This window comes from Mediterraneibacter torques (assembly GCF_044591705.1).
GTDB lineage: Bacteria > Bacillota > Clostridia > Lachnospirales > Lachnospiraceae > Mediterraneibacter > Mediterraneibacter torques.
The window spans coordinates 2,056,623-2,075,301 of the sequence record NZ_CP172594.1 but is presented as its reverse complement, the minus strand read 5'-3'; the positions used below and the strand labels follow the sequence as shown (position 1 = coordinate 2,075,301).

19 protein-coding genes, 1 pseudogene and 1 riboswitch are annotated in these 18,679 nt (G+C 40.5%); of the genes and pseudogenes, 12 read left to right on the top strand and 8 right to left on the bottom strand.

Annotated elements, in window-relative coordinates:
- Positions 1–189: 189 nt before the first annotated feature.
- The 8 genes from ACH9UM_RS09850 to ACH9UM_RS09815 form a co-directional block, all read right to left on the bottom strand.
- Positions 190–798: an ATP-binding cassette domain-containing protein gene (locus tag ACH9UM_RS09850; RefSeq protein WP_005608342.1), complete on the bottom strand. Its 609-nt coding sequence runs from the start codon at positions 796–798 to the stop codon at positions 190–192.
- Positions 795–2,735, bottom strand: a complete 1,941-nt coding sequence (locus ACH9UM_RS09845) for a DUF1430 domain-containing protein (protein WP_005608344.1) — start codon at positions 2,733–2,735, stop codon at positions 795–797. Before ACH9UM_RS09845 ends, ACH9UM_RS09850 begins: the two co-directional genes overlap by 4 nt.
- Positions 2,736–3,185 carry a hypothetical protein gene (locus tag ACH9UM_RS09840; protein WP_004843525.1) on the bottom strand — a complete coding sequence of 150 codons (450 nt, stop codon included), beginning with the start codon at positions 3,183–3,185 and terminating at the stop codon, positions 2,736–2,738.
- A gap of 67 nt (positions 3,186–3,252) precedes the next feature.
- Positions 3,253–3,597, bottom strand: coding sequence for a hypothetical protein (locus tag ACH9UM_RS09835; protein WP_005608346.1), 345 nt, complete (start codon positions 3,595–3,597; stop codon positions 3,253–3,255).
- Between the two features lie 63 nt (positions 3,598–3,660).
- Positions 3,661–4,395 (bottom strand): DUF6040 family protein, encoded by a 735-nt coding sequence (locus tag ACH9UM_RS09830; RefSeq protein ID WP_005608347.1) that lies wholly within the window; start codon positions 4,393–4,395, stop codon positions 3,661–3,663.
- A complete protein-coding gene (locus ACH9UM_RS09825) occupies positions 4,334–6,055 on the bottom strand; it encodes a MobA/MobL family protein (protein ID WP_040893156.1) in 1,722 nt (573 codons plus the stop codon). Before ACH9UM_RS09825 ends, ACH9UM_RS09830 begins: the two co-directional genes overlap by 62 nt.
- A gap of 327 nt (positions 6,056–6,382) precedes the next feature.
- Positions 6,383–6,697 carry a hypothetical protein gene (locus ACH9UM_RS09820; RefSeq protein ID WP_005608351.1) on the bottom strand — a complete coding sequence of 105 codons (315 nt, stop codon included), beginning with the start codon at positions 6,695–6,697 and terminating at the stop codon, positions 6,383–6,385.
- Positions 6,698–6,837: 140 nt separating this feature from the next.
- Complete coding sequence (locus ACH9UM_RS09815) at positions 6,838–7,068, bottom strand: helix-turn-helix domain-containing protein (protein ID WP_004843519.1); 231 nt, start codon at positions 7,066–7,068, stop codon at positions 6,838–6,840.
- 171 nt (positions 7,069–7,239) lie between these two features.
- Between ACH9UM_RS09815 and ACH9UM_RS09810 the strand changes: the two genes are divergently transcribed.
- The 12 genes and pseudogenes from ACH9UM_RS09810 to ribE all read left to right on the top strand — a co-directional run bounded on the left by ACH9UM_RS09810 (position 7,240) and on the right by ribE (position 18,678).
- Entirely contained in the window at positions 7,240–7,869 is a 630-nt protein-coding gene (locus tag ACH9UM_RS09810; RefSeq protein WP_005608353.1) for a helix-turn-helix domain-containing protein, read from the top strand.
- A gap of 86 nt (positions 7,870–7,955) precedes the next feature.
- A complete protein-coding gene (locus ACH9UM_RS09805; protein WP_005608354.1) occupies positions 7,956–9,251 on the top strand; it encodes a tyrosine-type recombinase/integrase in 1,296 nt (431 codons plus the stop codon).
- A 260-nt stretch (positions 9,252–9,511) separates the two neighbouring features.
- A complete protein-coding gene (locus ACH9UM_RS09800; protein ID WP_004844968.1) occupies positions 9,512–9,865 on the top strand; it encodes a hypothetical protein in 354 nt (117 codons plus the stop codon).
- 28 nt (positions 9,866–9,893) lie between these two features.
- Positions 9,894–10,160 (top strand): TetR/AcrR family transcriptional regulator, encoded by a 267-nt coding sequence (locus ACH9UM_RS09795; protein WP_009243656.1) that lies wholly within the window; start codon positions 9,894–9,896, stop codon positions 10,158–10,160.
- A 51-nt stretch (positions 10,161–10,211) separates the two neighbouring features.
- Complete coding sequence (locus ACH9UM_RS09790) at positions 10,212–10,520, top strand: helix-turn-helix domain-containing protein (protein WP_004844969.1); 309 nt, start codon at positions 10,212–10,214, stop codon at positions 10,518–10,520.
- A pseudogene (locus ACH9UM_RS09785) lies at positions 10,481–10,756 on the top strand (sigma factor-like helix-turn-helix DNA-binding protein); the annotation flags it as partial. The gene ACH9UM_RS09790 and the pseudogene ACH9UM_RS09785, both read left to right, overlap by 40 nt.
- Positions 10,757–10,984: 228 nt before the next feature.
- Entirely contained in the window at positions 10,985–11,608 is a 624-nt protein-coding gene (locus ACH9UM_RS09780; protein ID WP_009243655.1) for a TetR/AcrR family transcriptional regulator, read from the top strand.
- A 110-nt stretch (positions 11,609–11,718) separates the two neighbouring features.
- Positions 11,719–13,491 (top strand): ABC transporter ATP-binding protein, encoded by a 1,773-nt coding sequence (locus ACH9UM_RS09775; protein WP_009243654.1) that lies wholly within the window; start codon positions 11,719–11,721, stop codon positions 13,489–13,491.
- A 1-nt stretch (position 13,492) separates the two neighbouring features.
- Positions 13,493–15,226 (top strand): ABC transporter ATP-binding protein, encoded by a 1,734-nt coding sequence (locus ACH9UM_RS09770; RefSeq protein ID WP_004844974.1) that lies wholly within the window; start codon positions 13,493–13,495, stop codon positions 15,224–15,226.
- A gap of 19 nt (positions 15,227–15,245) precedes the next feature.
- Positions 15,246–16,052, top strand: coding sequence for a class I SAM-dependent methyltransferase (locus tag ACH9UM_RS09765; protein ID WP_004844975.1), 807 nt, complete (start codon positions 15,246–15,248; stop codon positions 16,050–16,052).
- Between the two features lie 472 nt (positions 16,053–16,524).
- Positions 16,525–16,639: riboswitch (FMN riboswitch) on the top strand.
- Between the two features lie 276 nt (positions 16,640–16,915).
- A complete protein-coding gene (ribD, locus tag ACH9UM_RS09760; protein ID WP_009319981.1) occupies positions 16,916–18,043 on the top strand; it encodes a bifunctional diaminohydroxyphosphoribosylaminopyrimidine deaminase/5-amino-6-(5-phosphoribosylamino)uracil reductase RibD in 1,128 nt (375 codons plus the stop codon).
- Entirely contained in the window at positions 18,025–18,678 is a 654-nt protein-coding gene (gene ribE / locus ACH9UM_RS09755) for a riboflavin synthase (RefSeq protein WP_004844978.1), read from the top strand. Before ribD ends, ribE begins: the two co-directional genes overlap by 19 nt.
- Position 18,679: the final 1 nt, after the last annotated feature.

Genomic DNA, 18,679 nt, shown 5'->3' with positions numbered 1-18,679 from the left:
CTGTTATATATAAAGCAAGGGCGAAAAGCTGATTTTGTTTAAGCCTATCGCCCATTCTTATCATAGAAGATCATATTTACAGACTTTTCTTCATAGTCTCAAAAGTATCTTTATAATCAATTTTAACCAAAAGAATATGTTCTTAGAGGAGGTGTCTCCCGAAAGAACATATTCTTCTATTATGGGTAATTATAAATATAGAACATGCTTTTCTTGTGCTACAATTTCTTCACTATGAGTTACAACAATAACTGTTTTTCCCTGTTCACTTAACTCATGCAATATATTCATAACAATCTCACTATTTTTTTTGTCTAAGGAACCAGTTGGTTCGTCTGCTAATACAATCGAACATTTCTTTAGCATTAAACGAGCTAACGCAACTCTCTGCTGTTCGCCACCAGATAATTGATAGACTTTTTTGTTAATTACTTTCTGTAAACCAACTTTTTCAAGAGCTTCATTTATTGAAATATCCGTTCTACCTGATTTTTTTATTATTTCTAGATTTTCTTTTACTGTTTTGTTTTCCAAAAGGGCAAAATTTTGAAATAAAAATCCAACAACTTCTTTGAAATATTTCTGCTTTTTTCCTTTTTTTGCCACATCAAAACCATTCACAATAATAGAACCTTTGTCAGGAGTTTCAATACCTCCAATCATATTAAGTAAAGTACTTTTTCCGCATCCACTTTCGCCACTAATTACCAAAAAACGGCTATCTGGAATTTCCAAATGAAAATTTTTGAACAAAATTTTATCATTATATGCTTTGCATAGATTTTCAATTGTTATCATAAGCAACCTCCTTTTAATGATTTCGGTATGTTTGTTTTTTCAACAATTGTGATATTAAAGAAAATAATTGTAAATTCTATTAGTGCCATAAATGAACTAACAAGAATGCTAATTCCTACTTCAGTCTGTACCGATAATAAAGAATAGATAAGCATACCTACTAATATCACAAAATTTTCCACTACAATCATTTTAAGAAGTGTTTTGTGCCGTTCAAATAAACTATATCCAAAGATTTTCATCAAGGAAATTTTCATTGCATTTTCTCGGAACTCTAGTCTACTTACTGTAACAATAATCATAATATTTAAAAGCAATACAATCGTACAAAGAGAACTTAAAAATCCCACGAGTTTTATTAAAAATGTGTGATTATATAAATACTGTTCATGTACGTTTGTAATTACTAGCTGATAATTTCCAAGCATATCTTCATACTTTTTGCTGATATTTCTTAGCTGTTTTTCATCACATTGAAATAAAACTGCTCCTGCTTTATAGCTTTCAAGATACCCACCATTGACTGCTAAATCTTTGTTTGCCTGATAAATAATTATCGGATTTTTGCTTTTTTCGATACCATTTATTCTACTTGTATCTAAATAGGAAAAGTATTCTGTTTCGCTATACTCTATGTACTGAATATTTAATTGTTGTAAATTATCATGATTTAAAACATGGCTCAAGGAGTCATAGGCTAATTGCTTGTTTTTAGCAAAATATCTATTCTTTGGAATGAAAATAATCAAATCAGAAGATTCATTCTCTACTGCATTTATCTGCTTCGTAAAACCTTGTAACATATCTTTTGCATGATTATTTACATATATCACATCATTTTTATCATTTAAAATATTCAAGCATATTACAGGCTTTAATGTGTTATATTCATTCTTGTATAGTTTATTCCAAAAAGCTTCTTCTTTTTCAGCATTAAAATCAGTAGTCTTTACGGTAAAATAATTTGCATCATAATATTCTTCTAACAAATGTTCATTTGTAAATAGGTTATTATGAATACTACTAATATTAGTGGTAATTGTAAAAACAGCGGCTACCCCTGCTATAAATTTTAACGAATAAATTAAAAAATCCACTCCTCTTTTGTGTGTTGCATTTGCGAATGCCTTTCTAATATCAAAAAAGCAAAAAGAACAATATGGAATAGTGGAAAGAATAATTCCAATGGAATATAAAATTGTGACGAGTCTATTCTCATATGCTCCCGATATATAATTTGACAGCAATATTTTTGCAACAATAAATAATGCAATGTCAAAAGTTACATCGAATAAAGCAGCCTTAAATGCTATGAAACCAGCACTTTCTCCTAAGGAAACTCGTACAACAACCTCTTTTTTTCGCCTAACCACTTCAATTACATTTAGAACAATCATCAATGCAATAATCATACCCCATATAATAAAAATCATGTCCTTTTCCGTAGAATTCCAATATTCTGGATAAGTTAAGCTATATTTTTCTGATAATTTCTGATATGCAGAGATAATATTGTCCTCATTTCCTATGTATGAGATAAAGTTTTCATAACCCACAGAGGTACTTTGCAATTCTGAGAGATTATGAAATTTTACTTTCGTAATTCCGGAAACTAAAGCGGTATATTCTGATTCTTCTATGTTTGCAGTATTTTTTAATGTTTGTCTGATTACTTTATCATCGCCATAAATATGAAGTGTTGAAAGGTATTTATTATTGATTTCATTGTACTGAGAAAAAATATGTACATCATTCTCCGTTGCAGTTTCTGATACATCTTTCAGAAACTGCGACATATCTTCACTAGCAACTTCATAGCGTGATGACGTAAAATATGCTGTAGAAAAGTTCCAAAGCTGATCTTGAAATATTTCAGATTGCATAAGTATTCCAAAAATCAGGAAACAAAACAAACATAAGTTTTTAATTGCTTTCATTTATTTCAACCCCAGATTCCATACTTTATTTGCTTTTTCAAATATCGTAGTCAATATTGTGCTATTTTCATCAACAATCCATTGATCTTCTTGATCTTCAGCTTTTTTGCTACTTGACAACATAATTTGAGTATTCAAATCCTTATAGTCATTAAATAGCACGCCTTGACTTATTCCTTGGTGAAATGGTTTTATCCAAATAATTAGTGCATATCGAACATCTGACTCAGCTATCGCAAGATTTCCATTCCAAAGCAAATAATCAGGGACAGACACACTATACTGGAATCCATCTTTATCTGTGTAAATTTTTACTCCAGATTCTTCTATTTCAGGGAAGTCTTTCTGAAATTCGTTATATGGTTTATAACTCCCGAAGTACCAAAATAAATTATAGCAACAGAACAAAATAACCAAAACAATTCCTATATATTTTATTTTTTTCTTCATTTATATACACTCCACAAAAAAGAGTGGTTGGAATTCCAACCACTCAGCCATTATCCCGAACCTTTGTTTAGTAGCTATTACCGTAGGTAATACTATTTCCTTTATGAGCAACCTCAATTTTAGACCAATTACCTTTACCAACATTTGAACCCGAAAAAGAACCATTTCCATTCTTGACATATGCGTAATGATCTTTAGTTGAATGATATGCGTGTGCATAATCTTCATTAATAGCAAGAGTATTATAACCATAAGTCAAAACACCTTTTCCGCCATCAGATGTAGTGCTCAATTCCCACTTTTTATCAAATGTCTTATTCCCGTTTGTAACAGAAAATGCCATTACTGGAATTGATGAAGAAATTAACATTGCACTAATAGCTACCCCTACAATCACTTTCTTTGCTCTCATAAGTTTTAGCTCCTTTGATCTGCTGTATTTCTATTTATATTTTATCAAATATTTTGTATCCAGTCAATCAGTATCTTGACTTATATAGCGTCGAATTGTAAGATATATTCCTTGTAAAATTAACCAAAAGAACAACAGATTTATTGATAATGCTTTTTTAATTACTTCTCCAAAATAAATGATGACAGCCGCACTTGTCAGTATCATCAGTAGGGTAATAACATCCCAACAGTTTTTCTTATATAATTCTATAACCTTTATTTCTATCAGTATTGCCAGTATCCCTGTCCCTGCCACACATATTCCAACAACCAATATCATCAATAACCAATATATGATTCCGGCTATAATCTCATTTGGAATTTTTGTGCTGATTTGTGCCACAGATTGCCCGGCATCAATCGTCCAACCGATAAAAGTTTGTATGAATGATGCTGCATCATGGAAGAATGATTTGCAATCGGAAAGGAACACATCTGACTGTACTGCCTGAAAAAGAGTGGTTGTCAGCGAATACCATGCAAGAAGGAACAAGGTTGTTTGGAACATTACCGTTTTTGCTTTATATTGTCCTGCAAGTTGCTCTTTTTGTGTTTCGTATCTTGCTTTTGCATTCTGATAGGCTGTCCGGTCACAGGCTTCGCATTTTTTATAGAGTACCGGCTTTTCTACCGGTATCTCTACGATTTTCTGATGTGTCCGGGCATAATCCCGTTGTTGTGTTAAGCATCGTATTTTATCTTGACATTCCTCTATCGTGACGTTTGCGCTTCGCAGCTTCTCTTTCTCGCTCCGCAATGCTCTGTCTGCCAGCTTCAAGTCGTTCTTTAATGCTTGAATATTCCCGGCTCTGTTCTCTTTGTTTAATTTCTCGTTCAAGGTCAGAGATTCGTTGAGCTGCGTCTTCAGTTCCACGATAAGCTGGTCTTTCTGTTCCAACTCTTCTTGTATCTCCTCGGTCAAGAGCAGAAGTTCTTCCAACTGTTCGGCGTTCTTTAATTCTCTGGATTCGTTCATCTATATCACGTCCTTTCTCTACCTGCTGTTCCAGTTCAGCAATTCGGTGTTCTGTTTCAGTAATAAACTGTTTTCGCTGTTCAGCTTCTGTGCCAATATCTGCCATTGCTGATTTTCGTTTTCCAAAAGTTCTATCTTCGTTTTCTGTTCTTCCATCTTGGAAAGTAGTTCCTCGGTATTTGGCAAAATGTTGAGCAGCTCGGATAACTCGCTGTTTAATTTTTGCAATTTCTGATTCTGTTCCTGCATAAGAGAGAGTTGGGTGTCCCGGTTCTGCATTTCCAGAAGCATTTCTGCCATTAAGGTCTGCTGTTCTTCGATTTGCCCAATCATGGACTCCATTAAGGGTATAATTTCCCGGCTTTCTTCTAATGTCATTTAATCGCTCCTTCCATAATGATAATGCACCTGATACTTTCCCAAAGGTGTCCAGTATCTTTTGCAATAACGTGTTTTGTTGTTTTATGATTTGATTTTCCGCTACTTTCCACGAACCTTTTATTTCCTGCCCGGCAAGAAACTTTTGTTCAATCTTTCTTGCGTCAGCACCTTCATGGATGGTAGGAATCTGGAGTTTTCCCTGCTTTTCGTAAGAACGGTGATCGACCTGATTATGCAAAGGCAGATGTTCATTACACACCTTTGCCCACTCGCTCCGCCACAGTTCACAGTTTTTTGGATTGTTCCATCCCGTAGCATCGGTCAGTACCCGTTTCCATTGCAGGCGGTTTCTTGCACCAATCTTCTGGATTCCGTTTTCATCTAATACAGGGATACGGATTCCATGACGGTCAGGGTTTTTCTTATCCTGCCACCAGTTCGGATGGGATTCATCAATCACGATATTTCCGCTTTTATCTCTGACAAAATCCCAATCTTTGACTTCTTTCTTCCCCCAAGAATGATCCGGGTTAAAAGGGCGCATTGTCAGAAGCAGATGGACATGAGGATTGCCATCCCCTTTGTCGTGGATACTCCAATCAGCACACATTCCCTTATCCACAAATGTTTTTTTGATATAGTCGGCTGTATATTGAATCTGTTCCTGTCTGCTCCATTCTTTGGGGAGGGCAAATTCAAATGACCTGCCAAGTTGGGCATCTGCACTTTTTTCAATCTTCAATACCTCATTCCATAACCGTTGTTTCTGAAATGTGATTTTAAATTTTTCTAAAGCAGCTTCTTTATCTTCTGACCTTTTGTATCGGACAGATTTTTGAAAGCGTTTTATATTTTCTTCTGGTACTATCTGCCATTCAGGAGGTGCGTTTTCGCACATCATCAGACTGGTGTAGACCACTTCTTTTTTAGAAGTGTAATAACTGATTCGCCCGGTTTCCTCGTTTTTCATCACATCCCCATTGAGATATGCGGAAGCGGAGATAACAGATTTCCCTTTACTTCGTCCGACTATTTTGATTGTGTAATGAAAAATCGCCATGTCTGGATTCCCCCTTTCTGCACATCCGGCATAGATTTCCGGCAACATTGCTTTCAGTTTTAGAAAAAGCAGTATTGCCGGAACGCCCTCTGCGTAAGAGTGCCCTGCGCATAGCAGCCTGCATGGAATGCGCCCCTCTGGCGAAGAGTGCCTCCTGCGGCATGAGCAGGTCTGGCTGAAAGCCCCGCCGACGGAACGAGCCCGGCAAGCGTGAGCGAAGACCGGTTGCCACTTGTGGCAAACTTATTGGGACGACCTCTGGTTGTCCATAAGTGCGCCCTTCATGAAAAAGCAATGAAGGGAATGAAAAACTCATCCCCCCCGCCATTACACTTCCTCCATATCGGTATGTGTTTCTTTCTGCATTGCCTTTGAAAAAAATTTCCCATTGGCTTCCTGCTTTTTCAGAAAACCAATCAGCTTTGGGATGTCCTCTTCCTCGATAGGCGCACCGAGAACGGATTCCACCGCACCGCCAACCTGACAGAGCCTATGGGTTCGTTTTTTACTTTCTTCGGCTTTCTTTCGTTTCAGAAGTTCTTTCTTCTGTGCTGCATATCGTTTTGCTTTTTCAAGGCTTTCCTGTTCCTTCTTTTCCATTTCAAGCATTCGTTCTTCATAACTTTTTGTTGATTTTGCCATGATTACATTCCCCTTTCTTTTACAAACATAAGTTCTCGGTTGCGTATCAGAAGAAGCACATGGTATAATCTTCTTGCGTGTAGGTATATCATGGCTTCGGTCTGATAGAACCTTTGGCGGTTTCTTTGGAAGCCGCCTTTTTAATTTGCCGCAGTTCTTGTTACGGCTTTTACATTTCCTCTATCCCTCAAATCACGACCTTCATTCGCTTCCATAAACATTTCCAGAATATCGGTTTTAATCAGGACTTTGCGACCAACCTTTAATACTGGAAGTTTCTTCCATTCTACAAGCTGTCTTAAGGTGTTTCTGCCGATTCCCGTATAGTCAGCAGCTTCTTCGATGGATAATGCAATTTTTCTTTGCGTCATATAATCACCTCCTTATAAATTGCATTATGCAATTCTTGTGATGTAAGTATATCCTTTTCATATCTTTTTGTCAAGCGTTACGAAATATTAAAAATAATTTTTAAGTTGCATATTGCAATTACAGAAAAACAATGCTATAATTCATACATACCGAAAAAGGAGGCAGTCAGCATGAAAGATAAAGAACTACGCAAGCTGATAGGCAGCAGAGTAAAACAGCGCCGTCTGGAATTGAATCTGACACAGCCTTATGTCGCAGAAAAGATGGGTGTTACCGCTTCTACAATCCTGCGTTATGAGAATGGTTCGATTGACAATACGAAAAAAATGGTGCTGGAAGGTCTTTCGGAAGCACTCCATGTATCTGTGGAATGGCTCAAAGGGGAAACAGATGAATATGAAACCGACATTACGGATAAGAGAGAGTTACAGATTCGTGATGCGATGGGAGATATTCTGGAACAGTTACCGCTTGCCCTTACCAAAGAAGAAGATGCTTTTTCAAAAGATTTATTACTGCTGATGTTAAAACAATATGGTCTGTTTTTGGATTCCTTCCAGTTCGCCTGCAAAAACTTCAAGGGGAATGCTGGTCAGACGGATATTGCCAAAACAATAGGGTTTGAATCGAATGATGAATATAATGAGATTATGTTCTTAAGGGAAATCACTCACACCATCAATGCTTTTAATGAGATGGCAGACGTTGTAAGGCTCTATTCCAAGAAACCAAAAACAGCAGAACAAAGGCTTGCAAATCTTTTATCAGAAGTCTTATACGAAGATTCCGAATCGGTATAGTAAGACAACCGGAGTTATGATATACTTACACGCACGAAGCATTTCATCAGTTCCGATTGTCTAATATCGAAAGGAGACATACGATTATGGCAAAAGGATCTGTAAGAAAAAAAGGAAAGAAATGGTACTACCGCTTCTATGTAGAGGACGCAAGCGGCAATCTTGTTCAGAAAGAATGCGTTGGAACAGAAAGCAAAAGTGAAACTGAAAAGCTGCTCCGTCAGGCAATGGATGATTATGAGAAAAAGAAATTTGTTGCCAAAGCGGAAAATCTCACAGTCGGACAGCTTTTGGATGTGTGGGCAGAGGAGGAATTAAAAACAGGTACGCTCAGCAATGGTACGGTGGAGAATTACCTCGGAACAATCCGAAATATCAAGAAACACCCATTGGCAGAACGGAAACTGAAAAATGTAACCTCTGAACATTTGCAATCCTTCTTCGATTTGCTTTCCTTCGGGGGAGTTCATCCCGACGGAAAAGAGAGAAAGGGTTACAGCAAAGATTATATCCATTCTTTTTCCGCAGTCATGCAGCAGTCCTTCCGTTTTGCAGTATTTCCAAAGCAGTATATTACGTTCAATCCCATGCAGTATATTAAACTGCGGTATCAGACGGATGAAGTGGATTTGTTTTCCGATGAGGATATGGACGGAAATGTCCAACCAATTTCACGAGAAGATTATGAAAGATTGCTTGCTTATCTGCAAAAAAAGAACCCAGCCGCAATACTTCCAATCCAGATAGCCTATTATGCCGGGCTTCGTATTGGAGAAGCCTGCGGTTTGGCATGGCAGGACGTAAATCTGGAAGAACAATGCCTTACCATAAGACGCAGCATCCGATATGATGGCTCAAAGCGCAAATATATCATCGGACCAACCAAGCGGAAAAAAGTAAGGGTTGTTGATTTTGGAGATACACTGGTAGAGATTTTCCGTAATGCCCGGAAAGAGCAGTTAAAAAATCGAATGCAGTACGGAGAACTTTATCACACGAACTACTACAAAGAGGTCAAAGAGAAAAACAGAGTGTACTACGAATATTATTGTTTAGACAGAACAGAGGAAGTCCCGACAGATTATAAAGAAATTTCTTTCGTCTGTTTAAGACCGGATGGTTGTTTGGAACTTCCAACTACTTTGGGGACTGTTTGCAGAAAGGTGGCAAAAACATTAGAGGGATTTGAAGGCTTTCATTTCCACCAGTTACGTCACACCTATACAAGCAACCTTTTAGCAAATGGAGCTGCCCCAAAAGATGTGCAGGAATTGTTGGGACACTCAGATGTCAGTACCACAATGAACGTCTATGCTCACTCCACAAGAGATGCGAAACGAAAATCAGTTCGGCTTCTTGATAAAGTGGTGGGCAATGACTAAAAAATTTCCCTTATTTCCCTTGTGATTATCTCATAAGGGCAAAAATAAGGGAAACTACATATCATTTCACTAATGGACAGGCGGGAAAGCCTATAAAATGGGGAAAGTTAGAGGAATAATTATATAAATTTCAGTTTGTAGAATTAAGAAAATCGAAACTTACACAATTCTTGAACTCAACACAAACTGCCGTCAGTGTTGTTCCGTTACTCGTTCTTTGCTGGTATCATAGAACCATCAAATGAAGGAGGCAACAAGCCATGAATACAGATAAAATCTATGCAGAACAACTCGCAAACGAATATGCACCCAAGGACACCTCCAAGGTGGTCGCTCTTCGCAAGCTGGATGCAAAAGCCAAGCTTCCCGCAAACGTTTTTACCTACACCTTCGGTATTATCACAGCGTTGGTAGCCGGTGTCGGGATGTGCCTTTCCATGAAGGTTATCGGCAACGGTAGTACTGCTATGTTTGTTCTCGGCGTGATTGTCGGCATTATCGGGCTGCTGGGTATGGGCGTTAATTACCCCATCTACAAAAAATTGCTGGCTCAGGGCAAGCAGAAATACGCTTTTGAAATCATGGAACTGGCAAAAGAAATCAGTGAGAAGTAAACAAAAACACGAAAGAAGGTGGGAATGATTGAATAGATCAGAAAGCAGATATTTTGCTACTGCAGCCAGAATGGACGAAGCCTTTCTGACACTTCTGGCAAAAAAAGATTTTGAGTATATTACAGTCAAAGAAATCTGTGAAGTAGCAGAGGTCAATCGTTCCACCTTCTATCTTCACTATGAAACGATGTCAGACTTCCATTACATATGTTACAGGTGTGATTCAGCAGTGTGTAAAAATGCCACAAAGCGAAACAATGAACGCTGTTTGATAACTTCAAGTTTGTTGAATTAAAAATCAGAAGAAAGTCCTTACAAACGGCGTCCAACACAAAAGAGGACCTGGATGACAGTGCCGGAAATGGGAAAGCTGCTGGGATTAAAAAAGACAGATCGATACTGGCTGGTGCATAAAAATGTTTTTGAATCAAAAGAGATTGCCGGAAAGATACGAATCAATATTGCCAGCTTTGAAAAATGGTACGCCAATCAGATTAAATATCATAAAGTTACCGGAGAAGAATCAGGGAAAGAATTAAAATCCTGGTCCTATTCCGTTAAGGAAGTCGCAGATCTGCTGGGGGTTGATGATTATCTTGTTTATGAATTACTCAAGAAAAATCAAATAGAACAGGTACATATCTGGATACCGTAGCAGCATCCACAGATCAGGCAGAACTGAAAACAGTACAGGACTTTCTGGATCGTATTGAGAATCAGGAATTGTATCATGTGCTGATCACCGTGGACAGGCTTACCCTTCAGATCGTTCTGATGAAGATCCAGGGGTATAGCACTCATGAAATAGCCAGGTATCTGAAGATTACCGAAAAGGCGGTTTACAGGCATATGGACAGGCTGAAAGAAAAAGTGAAGAAGATCTTCGAGTAGTTCATGATAATCACAAAGCAGGGTGTGAGAACAAACTCCACCCTGCTTATCATTTATTAGAAAAAATGAAACTTTTGTCAAAACCAGTATTTGAAAATTTTATCAGTAATAAAGTGCAGAATGCTGTTTGGATTGCTATTTTTATGCAACTATTTCTTGTTGCTCTTGACAAAATAATTTTTAGAGATTAAACTTATAACAGTGTTATATATCACTGTTATATAGGAGGTGTGCAAAATAAACGGAAATGGAACGACTTTAGAAAATATCCACCGGGCAGCGAAAGCAGAATTTTTAGAAAAAGGATATAAAGACGCTTCCCTGCGGAATATTGTGAAATCCGTGGGAATGACTACCGGAGCCTTTTACGGATATTATAAAAGTAAAGAAGAACTTTTTGAAGCCATCGTTGGTGAGCATTACGAATATATTCTCAAACGTTTTATAAAGGCACAGCAGGAGTTTGCCGAACTACCAGCTGCCCAGCAGCCGGAAGTCATGAGTGACATTTCGGGGCTTTGTATGTACGATATGCTCCATTATGCGTACGAACATTTAGAGGAATGTAAACTGATCCTCTGCTGTTCGGAAGGAACAAAATTTGCCAGGCTAATTGATGAAATGGTGGAGATTGAAGTGGAAGGGACTCATGCCTATCAGGAGGTTTTAAGGAAGCTTGGAAGGCCCTCTCCGCATATCGATCCTTCGCTGGAGCATATTCTGATCACCGGAATGTTTCATACCTTTTTTGAATTGATCATCCACGAAATGCCGCTCAAAGATGCCGAAAACTACGTCAGAGAAATGCGCGCCTTTTATACAGCGGGATGGATGAAAATTATGGGGCAGTAATGCCTTATAATTTTTACTTGGTAGTTAGCTAAAACTAATCTAAATTCGGATATTGTAAGAACATAGACGTGTTCTCTTTATCATAAATACAAAGAAAAGGAGGAATTTTTTTGAAAAAGCAATCCAATTTATCACGCCTGCTGGAAACTGCAGGCAGCCATAAGTACCTGACCTATACTTCCTGGGTGCTTTCTGCGATCAGTGCCCTGATTGCTCTGGTACCATTCTATTACATCTGGAAAATGATCAAGGAAGTATTGGAGGTGGCACCGAATTTTGACCAGGCACAGAACCTGACCGGTAATGGCTGGATGGCAGTATTGTTTGCGGTTATAGCGGTGCTTGTCTACATAGCAGGGCTGATGTGTTCCCATTTGGGAGCATTTCGTATTGCCACAAACCTGCGTATCCAGACCATGGAGCATATTGTTAAGTTGCCTCTTGGGTTTGCCGAGAGTTTTGGCAGCGGAAAACTGCGCAAGATTGTCAACGAATCCAGCGCAGCCACCGAAACCTATCTCGCCCATCAGCTTCCCGACAGAGCCAATGCCATTGCAACCCCCTGCGGTCTTTTGGTGCTGTTGTTCGTGTTTGACTGGAGACTGGGACTATTGAGTCTTGTTCCGGTTGTGCTGGGGTTTCTGATCATGATGGCAATGACCGGAAAGCAGATGCAGGAAAAGATGAAAGAATACCAGAATGCGCTGGATGATATGTCCAATGAAGCGGTAGAGTATGTCCGTGGGATTCCGGTGGTAAAAACCTTTGGCCAGACGATCTTTTCCTTTAAGAAGTTTAAAGACTCCATTGACCGGTATAAAGTATGGGTGATTGCTTATACCAGGCAGCTTCGGACACCGATGATGTTCTATACAGCTGCGATCAACGGCGTTTTTGCCACACTGATTGCCGGAGGACTGTTGCTTACGCAAGACGGTGTGACTTCCGGTTTCTTACTGGATCTTATTTTCTATATCATCATTACACCGGTTATTTCTGTCACACTGACACGCATTATGTTCCAAAGTGAAAACGCCATGATCGTAGACGACGCTTTACAGAGAATTGACAGCGTTTTGCATTTGAAGCCTCTGGAGGAAACGAAACATTCAAAGCATCCTCAAAACGCTTCCGTGGAGCTGAAATCGGTTCATTTCAGCTATGATGGAGAAAAAGAAGTATTAAAAGATATTTCACTGACCATTCCTGCAGGACAGACGGTAGCTTTTGTAGGTCCATCCGGCGGTGGAAAAACAACCCTTGCCAACCTGATTTCCCGATTCTTTGATCCCCAGAGCGGAATGGTAAAAATCGGTGGTGTTAATGTGAAAGACATCCCGAAAGAGGAACTCATGAACACGGTGTCTTTCGTATTTCAGAACAGCCGTCTGATCAAGGCATCCATTCTGGAAAATGTGCGTATGGGAAAACCGGAAGCTGCCCGTGAGGAAGTTCTGACTGCCCTTCATCACGCGCAATGCGATGATATTCTGGAAAAACTCCCACAGGGTGTGGATACGGTCATCGGTACAAAGGGTGTCTATCTTTCCGGCGGCGAGCAGCAACGAATTGCCATTGCCCGTGTGATGCTGAAAAATGCTCCGATTATCATTCTGGATGAAGCCACTGCCTTTGCTGACCCGGATAACGAAAGCCGCGTACAGGCTGCTTTCTCAAGACTTTCCGAGGGTAAGACCGTGATTATGATTGCCCACAGGCTTTCTACCGTAACAAATGTGGATCAGATTTTTGTCATTTGCGACGGACGGGTTGCCGAGTGCGGAAACAGTCGCGAATTGCTTGCAAAAGACGGTATATTCAGCCGTATGTGGAAAAATTACCAGACTTCCGTGCAATGGAAGGTAACAAAGGAGGTGCAGTGATATGATCAAAAAACTGCAGAAAAAATATGCCCTGTCTGAACAGGGAGCAAAAGACCTGATCAAAGGCTGCCTGGCCTGTGTCCTTCAGAATCTGTCTTTTATGTTTCCGGTGGGACTTTTATATTACCTGGTCAGCGATCTGATGAACGGGGGTGTTCCCGGTGGGAAAATTCCATTTTATGTGGCAGGCTGCGTGGTGTGTATCGGCTTGATTCTGCTGACCACTTTCTTTCAATACAATGCGACCTATTTTGCCACTTACAAAGAAAGCGGTATCCGCCGCATTACCCTGGCAGAGCATCTGCGCAAAATCCCCCTTTCCTTTTTCGGGAAAAAGGATTTAGCCGATCTTACCAGTACCATTATGGCGGATTGCACCTTCCTGGAGCAGAGTTTTTCGCATTTTATCCCTGAGCTTGCGGGTTCGATCATTTCTACAGTTCTGATTTCCATTGGTCTGCTCTTTACGGACTGGAGAATGGCACTGGCTGCCTTATGGGTTCTGCCGGTTGCCTTTGCGATTGTGGGATTTTCCGCAAAGATTCAGGAAAATCTGAATCAGAAAGCCATGGATGTAAAGATGGCCTGCGCAGACGGGATACAGGAGTGCATTGAAACGGTTCGTGACCTGAAAGCGAACAATGCGGAACAGGCATATTTAAAAGGTCTGGAAAAGAAGATCCGTGCCGTGGAGCATCGTTCCATCCTCAATGAATTCGGCCTTGCTGTTTTTGTGGTTTCCGCATCGCTGGTGCTGAAGCTTGGTATTGCAACGGTTGCGCTGGTGGGAGCTGTTTTGCTCATGCAAGGAAGCCTCTCCGTGCTTACATTCTTTATGTTCCTTCTGGTAGTATCCCGTTTATATGACCCTCTGCAGGGCGCACTCCAGAATCTTGCGGCAGTCATCAGTACACGAACCAACATTGCCCGTATGAATGAAATTCTCGATCATCCGATCCAGCAGGGCAGCGACAGGCTTTCCAATCAGGGGTATGATATTGTCTTTGACCATGTTGGGTTTGCCTACAATACCGGAGAAACCGTATTGAAAGATGTTTCCTTTACGGCAAAACAGGGAGAGGTTACGGCTTTGGTCGGCCCATCTGGCGGCGGAAAAACAACCGTATCCCGGCTGGCAGCAAGGTTCTGGGATATTAACAGAGGAAAGATTACCGTGGGAGGCATGGATGTATCCCGAATTGACCCGGAAACACTGCTTTCTCTGTATTCCATCGTATTCCAGGATGTTACACTGTTTGACAATACGATTCTGGAAAATATCCGAATCGGAAACAAAGACGCCACAGATGAACAAGTCATTGCTGCTGCGAAACTTGCCAATGTGGATGAATTTGCGGAAAAACTGCCGGATGGATGGCATACCAATATCGGGGAAAATGGCTGTGAACTTTCCGGCGGAGAGCGCCAGCGTATCTCTATTGCCCGTGCATTTCTGAAAAATGCGCCGATCATTCTTTTAGATGAAGCTACTGCTTCCCTGGATGTGGAGAATGAAACTCTGATACAGACAGCCCTTTCCCGTCTGATCGCAGATAAAACGGTTCTGGTCATCGCCCACAGGATGCGTACCGTAGCAGGAGCAGATAAAATTGTTGTCCTTTCTGATGGCACCGTGGCAGAAGAAGGATCACCAAAGGATCTGGAAGAAAAGAATGGTGTATATGCCCATATGGTAAAACTGCAGACAGAAAGCCAGAATTGGAAACTTGCATAAAGAAAAAGGAGGGCTGGTTATGCAAACATTAGGCGTTGTGGAGGATACCCTGTTTGTCCCTATGCTGGGCAGAATCTATGCCAGTGAGCATTACCCGCAAATTTTATATGATAAAAAAGCATTGGAATTGAAAAAGAAGCTACCTTCAGACTTGATTAAACAGAATATGCAGAGCCAGTATACCCTTTTGGCCTCTGCTTCCCGGTCTGCTAATATGGATCGGATTATTCGGACTTTTCTGGAACGCAGACCGGACGGTGTGATTGTCCAGTTGGGCTGTGGTCTGGAGACAACCTATCACCGATGTGATAACGGAAAGACACACTGGTATGCCATGGATCTGCCTCATGTAATCGAATACCGGCGGGGACTTCTTCCCGAACCAGAGAGGGAATTATATATTTCCGGGGATGCCTTTGCAAAGGATTGGATCAAAAAAGTTCGCAATGATGTACTTGATGCTCCTATTCTCGTTACTGCAGGCGGGTTATTTCATTATTTTGAGGAACATAAGGTCATTGCCCTTCTGCGTATGATTGGGCAATTTGGAAATATGGAAGTTGTTTTTGATACGGTGAACAAAAGAGGAATGACCATGATGAAGAAAAAATATATGAAACAGGTCGGCCATGCCGATGCACAAATGTTTTTTTATGTGGATTCAGCGGAAGAACTGGCAGCAAAGATCGGGGGTAATGTGAAGGTGATTGCGGAGGAACCATACTATCGTTACATCCCTAAAAATGGCTTAAAGCTATCCACAAAGGTCAGTATGACAGTTTCTGATCAATTCAAGATGGTAAAGATGATACATCTAAAACTATAGTGGATATACAATATCAGAGAGATAGAACTTTATCATTTTTTCGGACGCACTGATGAAACACCATCAAAAGCCGCCTTCTATCACCAGCGTGCAAAATTAAAAGATAATGCACTATGGGAACTTTTGCAAATCTTTAACCAGAAGCTTCAACCAACTCTATACAGAAACCGTTATCGTTTGGTTGCTTGTGACGGTTCTGTTGCTGATGAAGTTGATCCGGAACTTCTGGCAAAAGTATTGGCTAATCCAGAGATGTGGGCATTGCTCAATTCACTGGCGAAAACGATGAAGTAATGAAAAATAGTGAAAAAATAGTGTGATTTTAGTGAAAAAACAATTCATAAAACGATATAATATATGGATAAAATGAGGATATTTATTGTGTATATGGATATTCTATCTCCATCAGTAAACTAAGTAAAATAAAAATTCTGCTTTACAAATAACAGATAAAGTATTAAAATAAACAAAAAGATATCTTCAGGGCAGGGTGAGATTCCCTACCGGCGGTAAAGCCCGCGAGCCGAGAGGCATGATCCGGTGAGATTCCGGGGCCGACAGTACAGTCTGGATGGAAGAAGATGATAGTACAGTTGATTTTTTGTATGAATGAATGTAGTATCAGAGCTCTGAGATGGTGATCCATTTCAGAGCTTTTTATATAGGAAAATCAGACATTCATTTATCAATCATATGTAACAGATCAATTCCACCCTGCAGATATTTCTGCAGGCTTTTTTTGTATCTGGTACATCGTTTTCGAAATAACTATACCATTCACTTGTCTGTGAATCCGATTGCACATGTTTAAAAGCCTCGGCGTAGCCCAGGCAAAGAACAGGAATAAGAAAGAAGGAATAGAAATGACGGATCAGGAATATATGCTTCGGGCTATTCAACTGGCCAAAAAAGGAGAAGGCTGGACGAATCCCAATCCTATGGTAGGGGCAGTGATCGTAAAAGACGGAAAGATCATCGGGGAAGGCTATCATAAAAAGTATGGAGAACTTCACGCGGAACGTAATGCAATTGCTTCTCTTACAGAATCAGCAGAAGGTGCGGTGATTTATGTCACGTTGGAGCCTTGCTGTCATCATGGTAAAACACCTCCATGTACGGAAGCGATCATTGAACAGAAGATCAGAAAAGTGGTGATCGGTTCCAGAGATCCGAATCCGAAAGTGGCAGGAAAAGGTGTACAGATGTTAAGGGAAGCCGGTGTAACAGTAGTTGAAGATTTTATGAGAGAAGAATGTGATCAGCTGAACCCGGTGTTTTTCCATTATATTACTACGAAGACTCCTTATGTGGTAATGAAGTATGCCATGACACTGGATGGGAAGATCGCAACGAAAACAGGAGCATCAAAATGGATCACCGGAGAATCTGCACGAAAAGAAGTACAGCATATGCGGCATCAGTACATGGGAATCATGGCTGGTATTGGAACTGTGCTTGCAGATGATCCGATGTTAAACGTCCGGGTAGAAGGCTGGAAAAGTCCTGTCAGGATTGTGTGTGACAGTAAGCTCAGGATCCCGCCGGGCAGTCAGATTGTAAAAAGTGCGGAAAAGTACCGGACGATCGTGGCTTATGCAGAACAGAAAAATGCAAAAGAGAAAATAAAAATATTACATACCATGGGAGTTGAAACCATTTACTGTCCCGACGAAAAGAATCAGATAGACCTTAAGAAGCTGATGGCAGATCTTGGAAACAGAGGCATTGACAGCATCCTCCTGGAGGGAGGAGGTACGTTAAATGACAGTGCACTGCGAGTTGGAATTGTAAAGGAAGTACAGGCTTTTGTGGCACCAAAGCTGTTTGGCGGTGTGGCTGGGAAGACACCGGTAGAGGGTATTGGAGTTGAACTGCCGTCTGAAGCAGTGGAACTGAAATATACAGATATCTGCCAGATCGGTGAGGATATCCGGATAAAATGTCAGGTGTGTGATAAAAAACAGGAGGAATCATGTTTACAGGAATCGTAGAAGAGAAAGGAAAAGTCCGTTATATACAGCTGACAGGGGAATCAGGGATCCTGGCAGTGAAAGCCCGGAAAGTCCTGGAAGGGACAAGGATCGGTGACAGTATCGCTGTGAATGGTGTGTGTCTGACAGTTACGTCGATTCAGCCGGACGGATTTACTGCCGATGTGATGGCAGAGACGATCAGAAGAAGCAGTCTTGGCAGCTGCAAGGCCGGAAGCCAGGTAAACCTGGAACGTGCAATGGCTGCAGACGGCAGGTTCGGGGGACACATAGTAAGCGGCCATATTGATGGGACTGGCGTGATACGTTCCATGCTCCGGGAAGAAAATGCCATCTGGGTATCAATTGAGACATCGCCACAGATTTTGCATCTGATTGTGGAAAAAGGATCCGTCTGTATTGATGGGATCAGCCTGACAGTTGCAAGGGTTGATGAAGCTGGTTTTCAGGTGTCGGTCATTCCACATACAGGAGAAGAAACCACTCTTTTGGAAAAGGTGCCGGGGGATCTGGTTAATCTGGAAAATGATGTGATCGGAAAATACGTAGAAAAACTGCTTGGCATCAGAAAAAACGAAGAAGAGAAAAAAGAATCCGGAATTACGATGGAGTTTCTTGAAGAATTCGGGTTTTAGA